Raw genomic sequence first — 19,415 nt, 5'->3', positions numbered from 1 at the left:
GCGCGGAGCATGCCCTACCACTGGCGCGTGCTGTCGGTGATCACGCTGGGCACGCTGCTCACCGGGATGAACGCCAGCACCCTCAACGTGGCGCTGCCGGTGGTCGTCCGGCACTTCCACGCCGGTGCCTTCGCGGCGAACTGGGTGCTGCTGTCGTTCATGCTGGCCAACACGGTGCTGCTGGTGGTGTTCGGCAGGCTCTCCGACGTGTTCGGCCGCAGGACCACCTATCTGACGGGGTACGCCGTGTTCACCGCGGCCGGGCTGCTCATGGGCTGGTCTCCGGGCATCTGGGTGCTGATCGCGCTACGGGTGGTGCAGGCGGTCGGCTTCGCGATGATCCTGGCCAACGGCGCCGCCCTCATCACGCACGCCTTTCCGCGGCACCTGCTCAGCCAGGGCATGGGCGTCTACATCTCCGGCATCTCGGTGTCCCAGGTGCTGGGTCCGTCCGTGGGCGGTTTCGTGGCCGACGCGGCCGGCTGGCGCTGGGTGTTCTGGTTCAACGTGCCCGTCGGCCTGGCCGCCTTCGCCTGGGGATGGGTCACCCTCAGGCGGGTGCCGCGCGGCCCGCGCCGGCCGATCGACCTGCGCGGCGGCCTGCTGCTGCTGGGCTGGCTCGGCGGGTTGCTGCTCGCGCTGTCCGAGGCGGGAGCGCTCGGCTGGGACAGCCCGCTGGTGCGCGCCGGGGCCGTCGCGTTCGCGGTGCTGATGCCGGTGTTCTGGTGGGCCCAGCGGCGCACCCCGTACCCGCTGGTCAGCCTGGAGCTGTTCGCCGACCGCGGCTTCTCGCTGGCCAACCTGGCGGCGTTCTTCCATACCCTCGCCAGGTTCGGGATCGTGCTGGTGTTCTCGCTGTTCTTCCAGGGCGTGTGGGAGGCGGACGCCGCGACCGCGGGGCTCGCGGTGCTGCCCGTCCCTATCGCGATGATGATCGCTTCACCGCTGGCCGGCACGCTGGCCCGCTGGACCAGCCCGCGCGCGGTGGCCGTCGCCGGGCCCGCGCTCACGGCCACCGGGCTCGTCGTCCTGCTGCTCACCCTGGACCGCCACACCCCGTACGCGGTCGTCGCGACCGGGCTCGCCCTGCTGGGCTGCGGGTCGGGCATCTTCCTCACCGCCAACACCACCGCGATCATGACCCGGGTCCCGCACGACCAGCTCGGCGCCGTCAACGGCATGCGGCTCACCCTGCAGAACGTGGGCAACACGCTCGGCATCGCGATGGCCCTCACGCTCATCGCCGGCGCGCTGCCCCGCACGGACCGCCCGGCGGTCTTCGCCGGCACCGTCCCGCACGGCGAGCTGCCCGCGCTGCTGTCCGGTTACCACCGGGCCATCGCGGTGATGCTCGTGATGGCGCTGCTGTCCATGTCGGCCGCCGTCGCGAGCCTGGTGGGCGAGCGTCACTCCCGTACGGTCCGTACCCCCGCGGAAGAGGCCCCGCGCCTGTCCGACGCCTGAACGGCCCCCACCCCGATCCATGCCGTGATCACGCAATCGATCGTCGAACGATTGCATGATCACGGTCGGGGCGTCGGGGGCGGTCTCGGGAGGAGATCAGGCGGTGATGTAGTCCGCGGCCTTGGCCTTGCGGGTGGACGCCCAGTACTCGAAGGTGAAACCGGGCCACAGCGTGCGGTTGATGCCGTGCTCGTCGAGGTACCAGCTCTGGCAGCCGCCCTCGTTCCACACGGCCCTGCGCAGCCGCCGGTGCAGCCGGTCGTTGAACCGGCGCATGGCCTCCGGCCTGACCTCGATGGTCTCGGCCCTGCGCTCCGACAGCAGGCGCAGGCAGCTCATCACATGCTGGACCTGCTGCTCGATCATGAAGACGACGGAGTTGTGGCCGAGCCCGGTGTTGGGGCCCAGCAGCATGAAGAAGTTGGGCAGCCCGGGGACCGTGGTGCCGTGGTAAGCCTCGATGCCGTCCTCCCAGAGCTCCTGGATCTTCACCCCGTCCCGGCCGATGATGTGCTGCTCGGCGAGGCCGTCCACCACCTTGAAGCCGGTGCCGTAGATGATCGCGTCGACCTCGTACTCCTGGCCGGCCGTGGTGACGATCGAGTGCTCGCGCACCTCGGCGACACCGTCGGTGACCAGGTCGACGTTGGGCCGGGTGAGCGCCGGGTAGTAGTCGTTGGACAGCAGCACCCGCTTGCACCCGATGGTGTAGTCCGGGGTCACCTTGGCCCGCAGCCCGGGGTCGGCGATCTGCTTGGCGATGTGCCTGCGGGCCATCCAGTCCATCGGCTTGTTCAGTCGCGGGTCGATGGCGAAGCCGACCGCCCGGGCCTCCAGGGTCCAGTAGATCTGGTTGCGCACCGCCCGGCCCAGCCCGGGAACCGCGGCGAACGCGCTCCGGACCCCGGCGGGGATCTTCACGTCCGGCTTGCTCTGGATCCAGGGCGGTGTCCGCTGGAACACCTTCAGCTCCGCGACCTGCTCGGCGATCCGCGGCACGAACTGGATGGCGCTGGCGCCGGTGCCGATCACGGCGACCCGCTTGCCGGTCAGGTCGTAGTCGTGGTTCCACTCGGCGGAGTGGAAGGTGGTGCCCTGGAAGCTCTCCAGGCCGGGCAGCTCCGGGTAGGACGGGATGTGCAGTGCCCCGACCCCGGAGACCACCACCCTGGGGGTGTGGACCTCGCCGTCGGCGGTGGTGACGTTCCAGCGGGCGGCGGCGTCGTCCCATTCGAGCAGCTCGACCGCGCTGTTGTAGCGCAGGTGCGGCTCGATGCCGTACTTCTTCGCGCAGCGTCGCAGGTAGTCCCAGATCTCCTGCTGCGGCGCGAACAGCCGCGTCCAGCCCGGGTTCAGCTCGAAGGAGTAGGAGTACATCGGGGACGGCACGTCACAGGCGCAGCCGGGATAGGTGTTGTAATGCCAGGTGCCGCCCAGGGCCTCGCTCTTCTCCAGCACCACGAAGTCGTGAAAGCCGGCCTTCTTGAGCTGGATCGCCATCCCGAGCCCGGCGAACCCGGACCCGACGATGACGATCTGGGGCTGGTCGCTCATGATCCCTCACCTCGCTGTCAATCTACTAGAAGTAAGTTACCATCAGTAAGTTACCGGCGGTAGATCAAGGCGATAGGATCTCGTACGTGAGCAGCGCCACACCATCCCGCCCGGTCGCGGGGCCGCCCCCGCGGGCGTCCCGGCGCCGGATGTCACGCGCCGAGCGGGAACGGCAGATGCTCGACGTGGCCGAGGAGGTCTTCGCCGAGCTCGGATACCGCGGCGTCTCCATGGAGGAGATCGCCGAGCGCTGCGGGGTCTCCAAACCGATGCTGTACGAATACTTCGGGTCCAAGGAAGGCCTGCTCCGCGCCGCCATCGCGCGGTCCCGCGCGGGCCTCTACCAGGCCACCCAGGCGGCCATGGCCGAGGCCACGTCGCCCCTCGAGGTGCTGAGGCGGGGCATGCTGGCCTACTTCGCGTTCACCGACGAGCACAGCCGGTCGATGGCCATGGTGCTGCAGGAGCCGCTGGTGCTGTCCGCCGCGGGCGAGGACATCGAGGCCACCCGCCGCCAGCAGAGCGGGCTGATCACACCGATCCTGGCGGCCTTCGCACCGGACGCGCCCGCCCAGGCCATTGAGGCCTTCACCGAGATCATCATCGGCGCGTGCGAGCGGCTGACCCTGTGGCGCCTCCAGCGGCCGGAGGTGACGGCCGAGGAGGCGGCCGGCTACGTCACCGACTTCTGCTGGCACGGGCTCAGCCCGTACCTCACCGCGTCCGACGCGGCAGCAGGTCCAGGGCACTGAGCATCAGATCCAGGCCGAACTCGAAGTCGGTCTCCGGATCATGTCTCATCAGCTCCTCCTGGAACGACGCCACATGCGGGAACTGCTCCGGGTCCAGGCGGTCGAAGCGCTCGGCGGCCTGCTGGGGCAGGTAGTCCAGCAGCTTGGCCGCGCCGACCTCGCGCATCTGGGCACCGATCGCGTACGCCAGCAGCGCGCGCATGATGCGCACCGAGGTCTCACCGTCGAAGCCGGCGTCGGCCGCCAGGGCCAGCGCGTGCTCGACCGGGCGCATCCCGGAGGGCGCGTCGATCCTGCGGGTCAGCACCAGCGTCACACAGCGCGGGTAGTCGTGGGCGACCTTGCGATAGGCCCGGATCAGCGCCCGCGCCCGCTCGGTCCAGTGCTCGCCCTCCCCTGGCGGCCGGGAGCCCGCCGCGCCGTCGTCGCCGACCTCCATGCCGGCGAGGATGCGTTCGGCCACTCCGTCGAGCAGCGCCCCCTTGTTGGGCACATGGTTGTAGAGCGACATCACCGCGACGCCGAGCTCGGTGGCGATCCGGCGCATCGACAGGGCCGCCTCGCCCTCACGCTCGATCACGTCGATGGCCGCGCCGATGATCCGATCCCGGCTGAGCGCGGCGCGCACCGGCACGGCTCCCGCTCCTCGTGGCACCTGCCACACCTCTCTCCGGTCCATTGACACGCGTACGACCAGCGTGGCACGGTACGTACATCGTACGTTAGACGTACATCGTACGTCACCGTGCCGTCGGCCCCGGCTCACAACGACGAGGAGCGCCCATGTCGACCCACGACTTCTACAGCAAGCCCGTGGACAGGTCCACCTGGGACGTCCCGCTGGCCGGCGACGCCCGCTTCACGTGGGAGTACGACGACGGACGGCGGCGCCTGCTCGACCTGTACCAGAAGGGCAAGGACAAGCAGTGGGACTCGGCCGCCAGGATCGACTGGTCGCTGGAGGTCGACCCGTACAACGTGCTCGGCACGCCGGACCAGGCCATGGCGATCTACGGCACGAAGTACTGGGACCGGATGAGCGAGCAGAATCTCAAGGACATCCGGCAGCACATCGCCAGCTGGCAGTTCTCCCAGTTCCTGCACGGCGAGCAGGGCGCGATGATCGTCGCCGCCCGCATCGTGGAGTCGACCCCGGACCTGGACTCCAAGTTCTACTCGGCCACCCAGACCATGGACGAGGCCCGGCACGCCGAGACCTTCTCGCGCTTCCTGCACGAGAAGGTCGGGATGATCTATCCGATCAACGCCAAGCTCCAGGGTCTGCTCGACGACACGCTGAACGACTCCCGCTGGGACATGCCCTACCTCGGCATGCAGGTCCTCATCGAGGGTCTCGCGCTGGCCGCCTTCGGCGTCGCCCGGGACATCACCAAGAAGCCGCTGCCCAGGCAGATCCTGGCGTACGTCATGCAGGACGAGGCCCGGCATGTCGCCTTCGGGCGGATGGCGCTGCGCGACCACTACAAGCAGCTCAGCCCGGCGGAGCTCAGGGAACGCGAGGACTTCGTCATCGAGGGCTGCCACCTGATGCGGGACAGGATCCGCGGACTGGAGATCTGGGACAACTTCGGCATCGACTCCCGGGAGATGAAGAAGATCGCCGATCAGTCGCCGTACATGAAGATGTACCAGAGCTTCCTGTTCAGCCGGATCGTGCCGTGCGTCCGGGACATCGGCCTGTGGAGCGAGCGCATCCAGCGGGCCTATGACGACATGGGCGTGCTCGACATGTCCCGGCAGGACCTCGACGCCCTCATGAAGCAGGACGAGGACATCGCCGAGAAGCTGGACGCCGACCGGTTCGCCGCCGAGGAGGCCGAGCGCAAGAGTGAGGTCGACGCCGTCATCACCGCCGAGGCCGCCGCCTCCTCCTGATCACGGAAGTGAGGCGGGGCGGGCGAGGGGCGGGGGTCATTCGGCGAGCAGGGCGGTCGCCGGGGTCTCCTCGACGGTGGCGTGCGGCTGGTCCATCAGGGCCAGGCAGGCGGCGTAGCCGGGGCCGGGGTTCAGCGCGTGCAGCCGGAACCGGCCGGGCAGCCCCGGGCGTCCCTGCCAGTCCAGCAGGCGCGGGCCCTGATCGGGCGCCGACACGTGCAGATCGGTCAGCGGGACCCGCAGTCCGTCGCCGGTCGCCTTGACCACGGCCTCCTTGCGGGTCCAGTAGGCCAGTAGCCCGGACTGCCACCGCGCGGGGCCGAGCCGCTCCAGATCGGCCAGCTCGGCGGGCCCCAGCACCCGGTCGGCGATCTCCCGGTCCAGCTCCCCGCGGGCGGCCTCGACGTCCACGCCGAGCGGGCCCGCGGCACTCACCGCCAGGGCGATCCGATCTCCCGAGTGGGAGATCGAGACGTGGGGCCCCGTGCCTCCCGGCAGCCTGGGCGCGCCATGCGGCCGGCCGCAGTCCGTGCAGGTGCGGTCCAGCGGCACCCGCTCGGGAGGGAGACCGAGCGCCTCTCCCAGCACCAGCCGGGTCAGCGCCACCCCGATCGTGAACCGGTCGCGGTCCTCGGGCCGCAGGTAGCGATCGCGGCGGCCATGCTCCACCTCGTCGAGCAGCCGGACATGACCCGGCCGAACATCACCGCGGGTGGCCCACCACACCTGACTCTCCAGCACGCGCCCACGGTAGTACCCACGACCCGGTACGGCCACGCTCGCCTTCCGGGCTCCCGGGGGAACTGGAAAGAAAGCCACCGAAAGTACGGCGGCCGCCTAAAAGTGAGCGCACTTCGCATTTTTGATCACGGATTTACAACGACCGTGTGTACGGATGGAAGCGCCAGAGAGCGCGAACACAGCGCGCCTTCTTATGACAGGAACACCTACGCCCTTTTTCAATGATGCGCCATCCCCGAACTCCGTGATCCGGCCGGTTGCGCAAAGCCACCGCTCAATTGCAAAGGGTCGCCGGATGCCTCGCATCCGGCGACCCTCGAGCCTTGACCTCGTCTTCCCTACTCGCCCCCGAGCCGGCTAAGCCCAAGACACTCCATTTCTCATGGCATGCACGTCGCTCCTCCTCCACAGATGACGCGCGATCCAAGGGATGGCGCCCCCGCTTTCTTCCCCCTTGAATCAGGTAACCATGCCGATGCGTTGCGTGGTCATCGGCAGTCCCGCCCCGAACTCCGAAATCATTTTACGAGCGCGCTCACAGCGACATGTGCCATACGGCCGATTGAGGACAGCAATTGTCAAACGGCAAGGCGGAAAGTGACCGGTGGGTCGTCGTATCGGGCCCGGTCCCCGGGCAGGTGCGGGTACGGGCCGCTAGGCGAAGGCCCGTACGGCCTGCCGGGCGACACCGGCGGCCTCGTCGAGAAGGCGCTTCTGGGTCGCCTGCTCCTCGGCCTTGGCGGGCGCGTCCCGTGAATAGGCCACCCGTACGACCGCGTTCCGCAAGCGGACCTCCACCTCCCCCACCACCACCGGCTCCCCCTTGTCCCTCCGGTACCAGCGGAACGCCTCGTCCCCGAGCCCCGGATGCCGCTGGAGCAGGACGGTCGAGGTCAGGCCGTCGTCCTTGTGCGCCTGGGTCCAGTCCGAGGAGACGAACGCCTGGGCGTCCTTGATCGGGTCTCCGCCGTTCTGCGGCCGGAACAGATAGGCCTCCACGTGCAGCGACGGGCGGCTGCCGCCGGTGGAGACGACGGTGCAGGTGGTGACGGTGGTGTTGCCGCTCCTCGAGGTGATCCGCGGGCTGGGCACCAGCCTGACGGACGTCGCCTCCGACGGGGTGCCGCACACGGGCGGCAGCCGGACGAACAGCGGGGCGCCCGACGGCGACGGCGACCCGGAGGTGGGCGTGGGCGTGACGGAGGATGTCTGCGCCGGGGTGGCGGAGGTGACCGGCGACGGTGCGCTGGACGGCTGCTGCGAGCCCGCACCGAACGGCCGGCCGTGCGACGGCCTGCCGCCGAAACCCGAGCTGACGTAGAGGATGGCGAGACCGGCGAGCCCGAAGGCCAGCACCGCCGTGAGGATGCCGACGAATGCGGATCTGCGCGCCGTCGAGGGCGGCTCGGGCGGCGAATAGACCCGGGGGAAGGACTCTGGAGGTCTGGGGTGCCCCACGCACGCTCCCTACTGCGCCGAGTCCGTTGGTCAAGCAGGTCGTCCTTCGAAAGTAGCCCGTCACGGGGCGTTCAATCCAGGTCTCGGCCCCGGTCGGTGGATTTGTCGGTACCGGCGGCGAGAATGGGAGAGTGCTGCTCGCCGAGATCACCCGGACCTCCGAGGCCGTGACCGCGACCGCGGGCCGCCGCGCCAAGATCGAGCTGCTCGGCCGGTGCCTGCGGGACGCCGGACCGTCCGAGGTCGCCATCGCGGTCGCGTACCTCTCCGGGGAGCTGCCGCAGCGGCAGATCGGGGTCGGTTATGCCGCCTTCCGGGACCCGCCCGCACCCGCCGACGAGCCCGCTCTCACCGTGGCCGAGGTCGACGAGGCCTTCACCCGCATCGGCGGGCTGTCCGGCAAGGGGTCGGTGGCCGGGCGCCGCGAACTGCTCGGTGCGCTGCTCGGCCGGGCCACCCGCGCAGAGCAGGCGTTCCTGATCCGGCTGCTCTCCGGTGAGCTGCGCCAGGGAGCGCTGGACGGGGTGATGGCGGACGCCGTGGCGGTGGCCGCCGAGGTGCCGGCCACCGAGGTGCGGAGGGCCACGATGCTGCGCGGGGCGCTGGCGCCGGTCGCCGTGGCGGCCCTGGCCGACGGCGCCGCCGGGCTCCGGCGGTTCGGCCTGGAGGTCGGCCGCCCGGTCAAGCCGATGCTCGCGCAGAGCGCCGCCACCCTGGACGAGGCGCTGGCCAAGCTCGGCGCCGAGGTCGCGGTCGAATGGAAGCTGGACGGCATCCGCATCCAGGCACATGTCACCGGCACCGGTGAGGTACGGCTGTTCACCCGGACCCTGGACGACATCACCGAGCGCCTTCCCGAGGTCGTCGAGGTGCTGCGCGCGCTCTCGGTGCGGTCGGCGGTGTTCGACGGCGAGCTGATCGCGCTGCGGGAGGACGGACGTCCGCAGCCGTTCCAGGTGACCGCTGCGCGGGCCGCCAGCCGCACCTCGGAGACCATGCCGCTGTCGTTGTTCCTCTTCGACGTCCTGCATCTCGACGGAGTGGACCTGCTCGACCGCCCGGCCGCCGAGCGCCAGGCGGCGCTGGCCGGGGCCGTCCCGGCCGGGCTGCGGATGCCCCGGCTGGTCACCGGCTCCGCCGAGTCCGCCGGTGAGTTCTTCCGCGGCGCCGTCGCGCACGGGCACGAGGGCGTGGTGGTCAAGTCGCTGGACACCCCCTACGCCGCCGGGCGGCGGGGCGCCGGCTGGATCAAGGTGAAGCCCCGGCACACCCTGGACCTCGTGGTGCTGGCCGCCGAGTGGGGCCATGGGCGTCGCAAGGGCTGGCTGTCCAACCTGCATCTCGGTGCCCGGGACCCGGAGACCGGCTCGTTCACGATGCTGGGCAAGACGTTCAAGGGGCTGACCGACGAGCTCCTGGGCTGGCAGACCGAGCGGCTCCAGGAGCTGGCCGTCAGCGACGACTCCTGGACGGTCCGGGTCCGGCCCGAGCTCGTGGTCGAGATCGCCTTCGACGGGGTGCAGCGCAGCTCCCGCTACCCGGGCGGGATGGCACTGCGGTTCGCCCGGGTGCTGCGCTACCGCCCGGACAAGCCGGCGGCCGAGGCCGACACGGTCGACACGGTGCGGGCCATCGCGGCCCTCCATCTGGACTGAGCAGCCCGAGCCGTCGCGGTGTCAGCGATGGCCGGCGAACAGCCCTCCGGCGAAGGCGGCGACGACCATCGCCATGACGACGACCACCAAGAGGTTCTTGAACGGGTGGCGGTGCGGGGGCAGCACGTGCGCCTCCGCCGGGATCACCCTGGCCTGGTAGTGCCGGGCGGGCGGCGGCGCCACCGGCGCGTGGCGGGGTGGCCTCCGCTCCGGGCCCGCCGGGACACCCACCGCCGGAGCACTCACCGCCGAGGGCGCCGGCTGCTGTGGCGGTGCGACGGCCACGGCGGGAGCGGGCTGGGCGACGACCGATGCCGGTGCGGCGGCCACGGGTACGGGTGGGGCGGTGACGGGTACGGGCTGAACCGCCACCGGTGCGGGCTGCACGACGACCGGCGGCTGCGCGGGGGCCACGGCCGCGGGCTGCGGAGCCGCGGGCTGCGGGGCGATGGCCGCGGGCACCGGGGCGGCGCAGCTCCCTGAGCCGAGGATCAATTGGGCTCCCAGGGCGATCCCGGCCACCGTCACATCGGCGCAGACCACGACGCCCGGCGTCGGGCTGACCTGGAGCCCGAGGAGCAGCGCGAGAGAGGCGTCCGGTGCCGACGCGGCGACCAGCGTGCTCAACCCCGCCCCCGGTCCGGACCCCGTCCCCGGGCCCGCGAGCAGGGTCGGGGAGCCCGCGACGGCGGCCGTACCCCCGCTCCCCGTGCCGCCTCCCAGGGTGAGGCCGATCCGCAAGGTCCCCGGCCCGCCCGCCACCACCGGACTGGGCGCGGGCGCCGCCGGACCCGGCGCGGGAAGCACCGGGCTCTGTGCGGGCACCACCGAACCGGGCGCGGGTGCCACCGAACCCGGCGCGGGTGCCACCGAAACGGCCATGGGCGCTCCCGGCGGCGACGCCGACGGGACCTGTGCGGGCACCGCCGGGCTCTGTGCGGGCACCACCGAACCCGGCGCAGGCGCACCCGCACCCGATGCGGGCGCTGCGGACCCCGGCGCGGACACCACCGGAGCCTGTGCGGGCGCCACCGGGGTCTGGGCGGGCATCGCCGAACCCGGCGCGGGCGCTCCGGGACCTGATGCGAGCGTCACCGGACTCGACACGGCCCCCGCCGGCCTCGGCGCCTGCGCGGCCGGCCTCGGCGACGGTGCCGCATCGTGCACCGGCACCGCCGGCCGTGGGGACGCCGCCGCGTCGTGGAGCGGCGCCACCGGCGACGGCTTGGGCGTGTGCACCGCCGCCGACGGCCGGGGCGTATGCCGCGGGGCGTGCACCGTCACCGCGGGCTTCGGCGACGCCGCACCCTGCGGGCCCGCAGGTGGTCTCGGGGGCCGCGCCCGGGGCGCAGCCGGTCTCGGGGAGTGGCTCCGGCCGGAGCCCGCCGCCGTCACGGGGGCGTGCGCCGGTGCCACGGGCCCCGGGTCGGCGGCGGCCGGCTCGGCCACCGTCAGCAGCCCCAGCACCACCCCGGCCAGAGCGGCCGGAAGGCGCACCGCCGAACCGCGTGGATCCACGATGTCACGCATGGGAATCTCCAACTCGTCCAGTGACCGTCGTCGCGCCGAGGCACGTCCGGCGTCCGTGCCGGGCACGGTCAGGGGATCCGGGCGAAGCCCTGGAGTGCGGAGGTGAAGGCGTCCGGGCCCACGGCCAGGCCACCGGTGAAGGTGTGGTTGATGTGGAAGACGGTGTAGACGCAGATGCAGAGCATCATGGCCATCACCACGAGCGGGGCCAGGGCCATCCCCCGGGGCCTCGCCCCGGCCAGGAACGGAAAGATGATCATCACGAGCCCGGTGATCACCGTGAAGACCAGCACTCCGGACGGCAGGCCGGCCCTGGCGTCGACGGTGCGCTGCCGGCGGGCCGCGTACACCTCGCGGATGCGCTCACCGACGTTGTCGCGCACCGCCTTGGTGTCGTCGTCGGTGAACCGCATGCCGCGCAGCGCGACGCGGACGGCATCGAGCTTCTGCCAGCCGGCCTCGCTCAGCCTGCCGCTCCCCATCTGGCGCCACTCCTGGCCGGTGACGAAGCGTACGTAGTCGGTGATACCGGTGCGGATCACCTGGCGTTCCGCCGGGGGCAGCCCGCCGGCGGTCCAGTAGGCCTCGCTGAGGGACTGCGCCTCCGAGTAGGTGTTCTGGCGGGCGGCGTCCACCGTGGTCCACGGCACGATGATCGCGATCGAGAAGACCAGGAGGAAGAGCGCCGACAGCATCGCACCCGCGTGCCCGACGGTCGGGCCGTCCGGCTCGTCGTCGTGGGTTCCGTACTTTCTGAAGGCGAGGGCTGCGATCACGACCAGGGCCACGGCCGCGCAGGCGGCCAGAAGGGACTGGATCAGCACGGTCGTCTCCGGGGGGCTGGATACGGATATTAACCATGAGTAGTCATATCACATCAGAGAGTGAAGCAACCCGGAGACAACGGGTCGTCACAGCCGGGTGCCCGACCCTGTCCGCTCCTGGTCGTCGTCCCGGTTGCGCTGACGCTGCAGGCGGTCCAGCGGGATCAGGTCGTGCCGGCCGGCGATGAACTCCTGGACCCAGATCTTGCCCTTGATGAGCGGCCGCCGGACCCGCTGCTCGTGCCGTTCCGCCCGGCGGTATTTGCGGGACCCGGGCCGGTAGCGCCAGCGCGCCCACGGTGAGCCAGGCCTGGCGAGCCGGATCGCGCCGACGTAGAGCAGCACCGGGATGAAGATCCCGATCAGCCCCGTCCAGATCTTTCCCTTGAGCAGGGCGACCACGGCGGAGGCCAGGTTGATCATCATCCACACGACGTAGACGATGGTGGCGATCAGCAATTGGGTGCCCCGGACCTCCAGCACGTCGGCGTCGCTCCAGCCCACCGGGCGGGCCCCCAGGAGCAGCATGCCGGTGAGCGCGCCGGCGATGAAGACAGCGTCGACCGAGGCTCTGCCCTCCTCGGTCCAGTAGACGTCCCGCAGGTGCAGGATCAGCGCGAACTCGTCCAGGACGAGCGCGGCGCCCATTCCGAAGACCACCGCGGCCGCGATGTTGAGCCCGCTGTAGAAGTCGGGGATGGCGAAGCCTCCCACCCCGCCGAGCAGCATCAGCACCACGCCGAACACGACGTGGTGGATGTGCAGATCACCGGCTTGCACGTCCTTGAACCACCAGCGCACATCGGCGCGGATCAGCCGCACGTTGACGCGGGTGAGGACGAAGGTGACCATGAACGCCACGAAGAAGCAGAACAGCGGCAGCCGCCCCGTCTCCACGATGCGCCGCGCGAACAAGTCCTCCATGAGTCCCCCGACCTGGTCGACTACCATGATGCCCCGCTCGACGTGGGAAGACACCGTACGCTGTAGGCATCCGAGCGCAGGGGGTGCCTGATCACCGGCCAGTCCATCGACCACTGCGACCCCGGCTCCCGGGCCTGGATCGCCGAGGCCATCCGTAAGGTCGAAGCCGACGCCAACCGCAGTGCGGACACACATCTGCACGTGTTCCCGCTCCCGCCGGAGTGGGGAGTCGACCTCTACTTGAAAGACGAGTCTGTCCACCCGACAGGTTCTCTGAAGCACCGGCTCGCCAGGTCACTGTTCCTTTACGCGCTGGCGAACGGCTGGATACAAGAGGGCACACCGGTGATCGAGGCCTCCAGCGGATCCACCGCGGTGAGCGAGGCCTACTTCGCCCGGCTGATCGGCCTGCCGTTCATCGCGGTCATCCCGGCGAGCACCAGCCAGGAGAAGATCGAGCTGATCGAGTTCCACGGCGGCCGCTGCCACCTGGTCGAGGACCCGTCCACGATGTACGCCGAGTCGCGGCGGCTGGCGGCGGAGTGCGGCGGCCACTACATGGACCAGTTCACCTTCGCCGAGCGGGCGACCGACTGGCGCGGCAACAACAACATCGCCGAGTCGATCTTCTCGCAGCTGCGGCTGGAGCGGTTCCCGGAACCCACCTGGGTGGTGGTGGGCGCCGGCACCGGTGGCACCTCCTCCACCATCGGGCGCTTCGCCCGCTACCGGCGGTTCCAGACCAAGCTGGCGGTGGTGGATCCGGAGGGATCGGCGTTCTTCGACGCCTACGCCTCGGGAAACCAGGAGCACACGGCGCGGGGCTCACGGATCGAGGGCATCGGGCGGCCCCGGGTGGAGCCGTCGTTCACCATGTCGGTGATCGATCGGATGATCCAGGTGCCGGACGCCGCCTCCATCGGAGCGATGCGCTGGACGATGGAGGTGAGCGGGCGCAGCGTCGGAGCCTCGACCGGCACCGCCATGTGGGGCGTGGCGATCCTGATCTCCGAGATGCTGGCCGCGGGCGAGCGGGGCAGCGTGGTCACCCTGATCTGCGACGGCGCGGAGCGCTATGCCCGGACGTACGGGTCGGACACCTGGCTGACCTCGCAGGGCATCGGCATCCGGCCCTACGTCGAGGCGCTGACGGCCTTCCACACCACCGGCAAACTCATCGCGCCCTGAGATTGGGCACCCGAGCGGGCGCGCGGTCTCTGGACCGAGGAGCGCGCGCAGCGAGGTACGAGCGGAGCACGCGACGAGGGAAGAGGCCGCGTCAAAGCGCCCGCGAGGCGCGCGAGCGAAGCGAGCGCCGGCCAACCGGCTAACCCGAGAAGTGGATGGGGTTGAAAACGTCGGCGTAGATCAGCAATGCGCCCATGACCATGAACACCGCGGCCATGAGATAGGTGAGCGGCAGGGCCTTGGCCACGTCGACATAGCCGGGATCGGGCCTGCGGATCAGGCGGGCGAAGGACTTCTTGAGCCCCTCCCACAGCGCCCCCGCCATGTGCCCGCCGTCCAAGGGCAGCAGCGGGACGAGGTTGAACATGCCGACCGCGAAGTTGATCCCGGCGAGCAGCATGAGGAACGTCGCGAACTTCTCCACCACCGGGCTCTTCGAGGCGAGGATCTCGCCGCCGATCCGGCTGGCTCCGACCACGCCGATCGGGCCGTTGGGGTCGCGCTTCTGATCGCCGAAGGCGGCCTGGAAGACCCCGACCATCTTCTGCGGCATGTGGATCAGGGAGTCGATGGTACGGGTGGTCATGTCGCTCATCGCGCTGACCACGAGACCCGGTCCGCCGCGCTCCCGGGCCTGCAGGGGGGTGATGCCCAGGAAGCCGACCGTCACGGTCTTGTCCGGCTCGTCCAGCGAGGGCAGCTGGTTCTTGGTGACGTTGACGGTGAGCGGGACCTGCTTGCCGTCGCGCCGGACGACGATGGGCACCGTCTGCCCGGCCGAGCCGCGGATCAGCTTCTGCAGCTGCGGGTAGGAGTCGACCTTCTCGCCGCCGTAGGACAGGAAGCGGTCACCGGGCTTGAGGCCGACCGCCGCGGCCGGGGTGAGCGGCTCGCCGCCCCGGCACTCCTGGTCGACCTGGGTCGAGGGAATGGTGCACTTGGCCACCGAGCTGACCACGGGCTGGGTCTTGACCAGGCCGATCCCCATGATCAGGATGGCGAAGAAGATGACCGCCAGCATCAGGTTCATGGCCGGTCCCGCAAACATGATGATGAGCTTCTGCCACCATTTCTTGGCGTAGAAGACGCGGTTCTCGTCGCCGGGCCGTACCTCCTCCAGCGCGCCTTCCCGGGCCGCGTCGATCAGGCCCTGGAACCGGCCGGTAGAGGATCGCCGGATATGTCCTTCCGGGTCACCTTTTCGCGGGGGCAGCATTCCGATCATCCGGATGTAGCCGCCGAGCGGGATCCACTTGATGCCGTACTCGGTCTCGCCCTTGTGCCGCGACCACAGCGTGGGACCGAATCCCACCATGTACTGCGTGGTCCGTACGCCGAAGAGCTTGGCGAAGGAGAGATGACCGAGTTCGTGCAGAGCGATGGAGAGCATCAGCAGCACGAAGAACAGCACCGCGCCACCCAGAATGATCAGCGTTTCCATTCTCCGCGTCCTCCGTGATCGCTCGGCACTCGCGGCCCAGCGTATGTGATCGGCGCTGTGATACCCGTAAACCCGTAACTATGCAAGAAAACCACGCAGCAGGGCGCCTGTCCCCTCCAGATGTTCGGCGACCGCGCGGCGGGCCGCCTCCGGATCCCCGGCCAGCACGGCGTCGACGATCGCGGCGTGCTGGACGGCGGCGTGCTCGATGTTGCGCTGCAGGACGGGAATGGCGTTGAGCAGGTCGGTCACCCGCATGCGCGCGTCCGCGCACGCCTCGGCCAGCAGGGAGGAGCCGGTGAGCTCGGCGATGGTGAGGTGGAAGCGCACGTCCAGCCGCCGGTAGTCGTGCGGGGTGGCCAGGGTGACCTCCTCCAGGCTGCCCAGCAGCCGGGCCTGCTGCCCCTCGCTCAGCCCGTTGGCGGCCAGCAGCTGCGCGGCGCCGGTGTCGATCGCGTGCCGGTACGACAGCGCGTCGGCGAGCAGGTCGCCCATGTCCGCCGCGACCCGTTCCAGGTCACCGCGCCGGGGCGCCCGGGGCCGGTAGGTCACGAAGGTCCCGCCGAACCGGCCGCGCCGGGACTCGACGAACCCCTCCTGCTGGAGGGCCCGGATGGCCTCGCGCAGCGTGACCCGGCTGACGCCGAGCCGGGGGGCCAGCTCGCGCTCCGGCGGCAGCCGCTCTCCGTACACGACCGCGCCCAGCTTGATCACCTGCAGCAGACGCTCGACGGTCTCCTCGAAGGCGTTGCCGGCCCGGACCGGCCGGAGGAAGGCGGGGAGTTCCGTCGCACCCCGAGACTCCTCGGAGACGACCGTCGCGCTGGGATCCACCCGATCCTCCCCGTCATGCAACTGTGGCAGCCCACGTTACATGTCGGTTTCGCGTCGACAGTGGCCCTTGACAGCGATTACCCCTATATCTATCAATGGCCTGACATTAGACCGTTTGATGCGCCTGCCTGCGCGGGCAGACGCCGGGCGGAGGGCCGGCGCCCGCCCACGCGACAATGTCCGCACCACCTTTCGAGGAGAGGACCCCGCCCATGACGGATGGCCGGCTCACCCTGGAGCAGCTGCGCGACGAGGTGCTGACGGGCACGATCGACACCGTCCTCATCGCGATCACCGACATGGAGGGCAGGCTGCAGGGCAAGCGGCTCTCGGCCCGGTTCTTCCTGGAGGAGGTCGCGCAGCACGGCTCCGAGGGCTGCAACTACCTCCTCGCGGTGGACATCGACATGAACACCGTCGACGGCTACGCGATGTCCTCCTGGGAGCGGGGTTACGGCGACTTCGTGATGCGCCCGGACCTGGACACGCTGCGCCGGATCCCCTGGCACGAGGGCACCGCGCTGGTCTTCGCCGACCTGGTCTGGGAGGACGGCTCCGACGTCGTCGCCTCGCCCCGGCAGATCCTGCGCCGCCAGCTCGCCCGGCTCGCCGAACGCGGCCTGACCGCCTTCGCGGGCACCGAGCTGGAGTTCGTGGTCTACTCCGACTCCTACGAGCAGGCCTGGTCGAAGGCGTACCGGGACCTCACACCGGTCAACCAGTACAACGTGGACTACTCGCTGCTGGGCACCGGCCGGATCGAGCCGCTGCTGCGCCGTATCCGGCTGGGCATGGAGGGCGCGGGCCTCTACGTGGAGTCGGCGAAGGGCGAGTGCAACCTCGGCCAGCACGAGATCGCCTTCCGGTACGACGAGGCCCTCGCCACCGCCGACAACCACGTGCTCTACAAGACCGGCTCCAAGGAGATCGCCGCCCAGGAGGGCATGTCGCTCACCTTCATGGCCAAGCCCAACGAGCGGGAGGGCAACTCCTGCCACATCCACCTGTCGCTGCGCTCCACCGAGGGCGGCGCCGTGCTGGCGGGCGGCGGGCCGCACGGGCTGTCGAAGCTGGGAGAGCACTTCATCGCCGGGCAGCAGGCCTGCCTGGACGACTTCACCCTGCTGTACGCGCCGCACATCAACTCCTACAAGCGCTTCCAGCCCGGGTCGTTCGCGCCCACCGCGATCAAGTGGGGGGTGGACAACCGCACCTGCGCGCTGCGGCTGGTCGGGCACGGCCACTCCCTGCGGATCGAGAACCGCGCGCCGGGCGGCGACGTCAACCCGCATCTGGCGCTGGCCGCGATGATCGCCGCCGGGCTGCACGGCATCGACAATGAGCTGCCCCTCGACGAGGCCTTCGCCGGGAACGCCTACGCCTCGGACGCACCGCAACTGCGGAGCACGCTGCGCGACGCGCTGGCCGGCTGGGGGGAGAGCGCCCTGCCCCGCGAGGTCTTCGGCGACGAGGTGGTCGAGCACTACGCCAACCACGCCCGGATCGAGCTGGCCGCCTACGACCGGGCGATCACCGACTGGGAGCTGTTCCGCGGCTTCGAACGCCTGTGACCTCCCTTCTCCCTTCCGTGATCACGCAATCCATCGACGATCGATTGCGTGATCACGGAGGAAGAGGGGGCGTGCTGGCGGTGGGAGAGGGAGTGATGACATCAAGGGGGGTTCCGTGGCCGAGTTCAATGTGATCAATCCGGTGACCGAGGAGCTCGTCGAGGCGGTGTCGATGGCGGGCGCCGCGGAGGTGGACGCGGCGGTCGGCCTGGCCGCCAGGGCCTTCGTGGCGTGGCGGGCGTGCGGTCCGGGCGAGCGCGCCCGGCTGCTGCGCGCCTTCGCCCAGCAGATCGACGACCACCTGGACGAACTGGCCGAGCTGGAGATCGTCAACGCCGGTCACCCGGTGAGCCAGGCCCGGTGGGAGGCGGCCAACCTCCGCGACGTCGTGCAGTACTACGCCGGCGCCCCCGAGCGGCTCAGCGGCCGGCAGATCCCGGTGCCCGGCGGGCTGGACGTGACGTTCCACGAGCCGCTCGGCGTCGTCGGCGTGATCGTGCCCTGGAACTATCCGATGCCGATCATGGGCTGGGGCATGGCGCCCGCGCTCGCCGCGGGCAACACCGTCATCGTCAAGCCCGCCGAGCTGACCCCGCTCACCGCGCGGCGGGTGGGCGAGCTGGCACTGGCGGCGGGGCTGCCCGAGGGCGTGCTGCAGGTGCTGCCCGGCACCGGTCCCGAGGCAGGCCGCCGGCTGGTCGAGCACGAGGACGTACGCAAGATCGTCTTCACCGGCTCCACCCGGGTCGGCAAGGAGATCATGGCGGCCTGCGCCCCCTCGGTGAAGCGGCTGACGCTCGAACTGGGCGGCAAGAGCTCCAACATCGTCTTCGCCGACGCCGACCTGGAGAAGGCCGCCGCGTCCGCGCCGTACGCGGTCTTCGAGAACGCGGGCCAGGACTGCTGCGCGCGCTCGCGCATCCTCGTGCAGCGGCAGGTCTACGACCGGTTCCTGGAACTGCTCGAACCCGCGGTGCTGGGTGTCCGGGCCGGCGACCCGTACGACGACAAGACCGAGATCGGCCCGCTGATCAGCGCGGCGCACCGCGAGAAGGTGACGTCGTACGTCCCGCCGGGAGCGAACGGAACGGGCGTGACGATCGCCTTCCAGGGACAGGTCCCGGAGGGGCCCGGCTACTGGTTCCCCCCGACGGTGCTGCTGGCCGGGGCCGCGCCGCACTGCCCGGCCTGGGACGAGGAGATCTTCGGGCCGGTCGTGACCGTGGCGCCGTTCGACGACGAGGCGGACGCGGTACGGCTGGCCAACGACACGGCGTACGGGCTGTCGGGGTCGATCTGGACCCGTGACGTGGGCCGGGCACTGCGGATGTCGCGGGCCGTGGAGGCCGGCAACCTCTCGGTGAACTCGCACTCCTCGGTGCGCTACTGGACGCCGTTCGGCGGCTTCAAGCAGTCCGGGTTCGGCCGCGAACTCGGCCCGGACGCCCTGACCGCCTTCACCGAGACCAAGAACGTCTTCATCTCGACCGACTGACCCCGGCTCGTTCCACCCAACCGGAACGGCCCAATCCCCCGTGATCATGCACGAACCATCATGATCACGGAAGAGAGAGTGAGAGGTA

The 19,415-nt window shown here is 70.5% G+C and carries 16 protein-coding genes; 7 read left to right on the top strand and 9 right to left on the bottom strand.

The features are described 5' to 3' along the window. Positions 1-9: 9 nt before the first annotated feature. On the top strand, positions 10-1,464 hold the full coding sequence (locus ACRYCC_RS03805; protein WP_433808712.1) for an MFS transporter: 1,455 nt from the start codon (positions 10-12) through the stop codon (positions 1,462-1,464). 96 nt (positions 1,465-1,560) lie between these two features. On the opposite strand, the gene ACRYCC_RS03800 is transcribed toward ACRYCC_RS03805, so the two are convergent. After that, on the bottom strand, positions 1,561-3,018 hold the full coding sequence (locus ACRYCC_RS03800; RefSeq protein ID WP_433808707.1) for a flavin-containing monooxygenase: 1,458 nt from the start codon (positions 3,016-3,018) through the stop codon (positions 1,561-1,563). 86 nt (positions 3,019-3,104) lie between these two features. On the opposite strand from ACRYCC_RS03800, the gene ACRYCC_RS03795 reads away from it, so the two are divergent. Then, positions 3,105-3,770 carry a TetR/AcrR family transcriptional regulator gene (locus ACRYCC_RS03795; protein WP_433808705.1) on the top strand — a complete coding sequence of 222 codons (666 nt, stop codon included), beginning with the start codon at positions 3,105-3,107 and terminating at the stop codon, positions 3,768-3,770. On the opposite strand, the gene ACRYCC_RS03790 is transcribed toward ACRYCC_RS03795, so the two are convergent. Then, entirely contained in the window at positions 3,733-4,425 is a 693-nt protein-coding gene (locus ACRYCC_RS03790) for a TetR/AcrR family transcriptional regulator (RefSeq protein ID WP_433808703.1), read from the bottom strand. The genes ACRYCC_RS03795 and ACRYCC_RS03790 overlap by 38 nt on opposite strands. A gap of 128 nt (positions 4,426-4,553) precedes the next feature. Here ACRYCC_RS03790 and ACRYCC_RS03785 point away from each other — a divergent pair, with 128 nt between their 5' ends. Further along, positions 4,554-5,666, top strand: a complete 1,113-nt coding sequence (locus ACRYCC_RS03785) for a ferritin-like domain-containing protein (RefSeq protein WP_433808701.1) — start codon at positions 4,554-4,556, stop codon at positions 5,664-5,666. Between the two features lie 36 nt (positions 5,667-5,702). On the opposite strand, the gene ACRYCC_RS03780 is transcribed toward ACRYCC_RS03785, so the two are convergent. Next, positions 5,703-6,407 carry a 4'-phosphopantetheinyl transferase family protein gene (locus ACRYCC_RS03780; RefSeq protein WP_433808699.1) on the bottom strand — a complete coding sequence of 235 codons (705 nt, stop codon included), beginning with the start codon at positions 6,405-6,407 and terminating at the stop codon, positions 5,703-5,705. A gap of 654 nt (positions 6,408-7,061) precedes the next feature. Further along, positions 7,062-7,865, bottom strand: coding sequence for a hypothetical protein (locus tag ACRYCC_RS03775; RefSeq protein ID WP_433808697.1), 804 nt, complete (start codon positions 7,863-7,865; stop codon positions 7,062-7,064). Positions 7,866-7,996: 131 nt separating this feature from the next. Between ACRYCC_RS03775 and ACRYCC_RS03770 the strand changes: the two genes are divergently transcribed. Next, entirely contained in the window at positions 7,997-9,520 is a 1,524-nt protein-coding gene (locus ACRYCC_RS03770; protein ID WP_433808695.1) for an ATP-dependent DNA ligase, read from the top strand. Between the two features lie 21 nt (positions 9,521-9,541). Here ACRYCC_RS03770 and ACRYCC_RS03765 read toward each other — a convergent pair whose 3' ends face one another. From ACRYCC_RS03765 to ACRYCC_RS03755, 3 genes are all read right to left on the bottom strand, one after another. After that, positions 9,542-11,050, bottom strand: a complete 1,509-nt coding sequence (locus tag ACRYCC_RS03765) for a hypothetical protein (RefSeq protein WP_433808693.1) — start codon at positions 11,048-11,050, stop codon at positions 9,542-9,544. A gap of 68 nt (positions 11,051-11,118) precedes the next feature. Continuing rightward, positions 11,119-11,874, bottom strand: coding sequence for a bestrophin-like domain (locus ACRYCC_RS03760; protein WP_433808691.1), 756 nt, complete (start codon positions 11,872-11,874; stop codon positions 11,119-11,121). Between the two features lie 87 nt (positions 11,875-11,961). Then, positions 11,962-12,798: a hypothetical protein gene (locus tag ACRYCC_RS03755; protein WP_433808689.1), complete on the bottom strand. Its 837-nt coding sequence runs from the start codon at positions 12,796-12,798 to the stop codon at positions 11,962-11,964. Between the two features lie 105 nt (positions 12,799-12,903). Between ACRYCC_RS03755 and cds1 the strand changes: the two genes are divergently transcribed. Beyond that, positions 12,904-13,986 carry an L-cysteine desulfhydrase Cds1 gene (gene cds1 / locus ACRYCC_RS03750; RefSeq protein WP_433809910.1) on the top strand — a complete coding sequence of 361 codons (1,083 nt, stop codon included), beginning with the start codon at positions 12,904-12,906 and terminating at the stop codon, positions 13,984-13,986. 139 nt (positions 13,987-14,125) lie between these two features. Here the strand turns inward: cds1 and ACRYCC_RS03745 are convergent, their stop codons facing one another. After that, entirely contained in the window at positions 14,126-15,427 is a 1,302-nt protein-coding gene (locus ACRYCC_RS03745; RefSeq protein ID WP_433808687.1) for a M50 family metallopeptidase, read from the bottom strand. A gap of 78 nt (positions 15,428-15,505) precedes the next feature. Further along, positions 15,506-16,261, bottom strand: a complete 756-nt coding sequence (locus ACRYCC_RS03740) for a FadR/GntR family transcriptional regulator (protein WP_433808685.1) — start codon at positions 16,259-16,261, stop codon at positions 15,506-15,508. Positions 16,262-16,473: 212 nt separating this feature from the next. Here ACRYCC_RS03740 and ACRYCC_RS03735 point away from each other — a divergent pair, with 212 nt between their 5' ends. Next, positions 16,474-17,832 carry a glutamine synthetase family protein gene (locus tag ACRYCC_RS03735; RefSeq protein WP_433808683.1) on the top strand — a complete coding sequence of 453 codons (1,359 nt, stop codon included), beginning with the start codon at positions 16,474-16,476 and terminating at the stop codon, positions 17,830-17,832. Between the two features lie 115 nt (positions 17,833-17,947). After that, positions 17,948-19,327 (top strand): aldehyde dehydrogenase family protein, encoded by a 1,380-nt coding sequence (locus ACRYCC_RS03730; RefSeq protein WP_433808681.1) that lies wholly within the window; start codon positions 17,948-17,950, stop codon positions 19,325-19,327. Positions 19,328-19,415 lie beyond the last annotated feature (88 nt).

This window comes from Actinomadura scrupuli, assembly GCF_050971785.1.
Lineage (GTDB): Bacteria > Actinomycetota > Actinomycetes > Streptosporangiales > Streptosporangiaceae > Actinomadura_E > Actinomadura_E scrupuli.
This window is presented reverse-complemented; position numbering and strand designations above follow the sequence as displayed.

Bases quoted from the DNA above. Each gene is read 5' to 3' on its own strand.
- ACRYCC_RS03755 (WP_433808689.1), bottom strand. From the start codon at position 12,798: ATGGAGGACTTGTTCGCGCGGCGCATCGTGGAGACGGGGCGGCTGCCG.
- ACRYCC_RS03800 (WP_433808707.1), bottom strand. From the start codon at position 3,018: ATGAGCGACCAGCCCCAGATCGTCATCGTCGGGTCCGGGTTCGCCGGG.
- ACRYCC_RS03785 (WP_433808701.1), top strand. From the start codon at position 4,554: ATGTCGACCCACGACTTCTACAGCAAGCCCGTGGACAGGTCCACCTGG.
- ACRYCC_RS03735 (WP_433808683.1), top strand. From the start codon at position 16,474: ATGACGGATGGCCGGCTCACCCTGGAGCAGCTGCGCGACGAGGTGCTG.
- ACRYCC_RS03765 (WP_433808693.1), bottom strand. From the start codon at position 11,050: ATGCGTGACATCGTGGATCCACGCGGTTCGGCGGTGCGCCTTCCGGCC.
- ACRYCC_RS03745 (WP_433808687.1), bottom strand. From the start codon at position 15,427: ATGGAAACGCTGATCATTCTGGGTGGCGCGGTGCTGTTCTTCGTGCTG.
- ACRYCC_RS03805 (WP_433808712.1), top strand. From the start codon at position 10: ATGCCCTACCACTGGCGCGTGCTGTCGGTGATCACGCTGGGCACGCTG.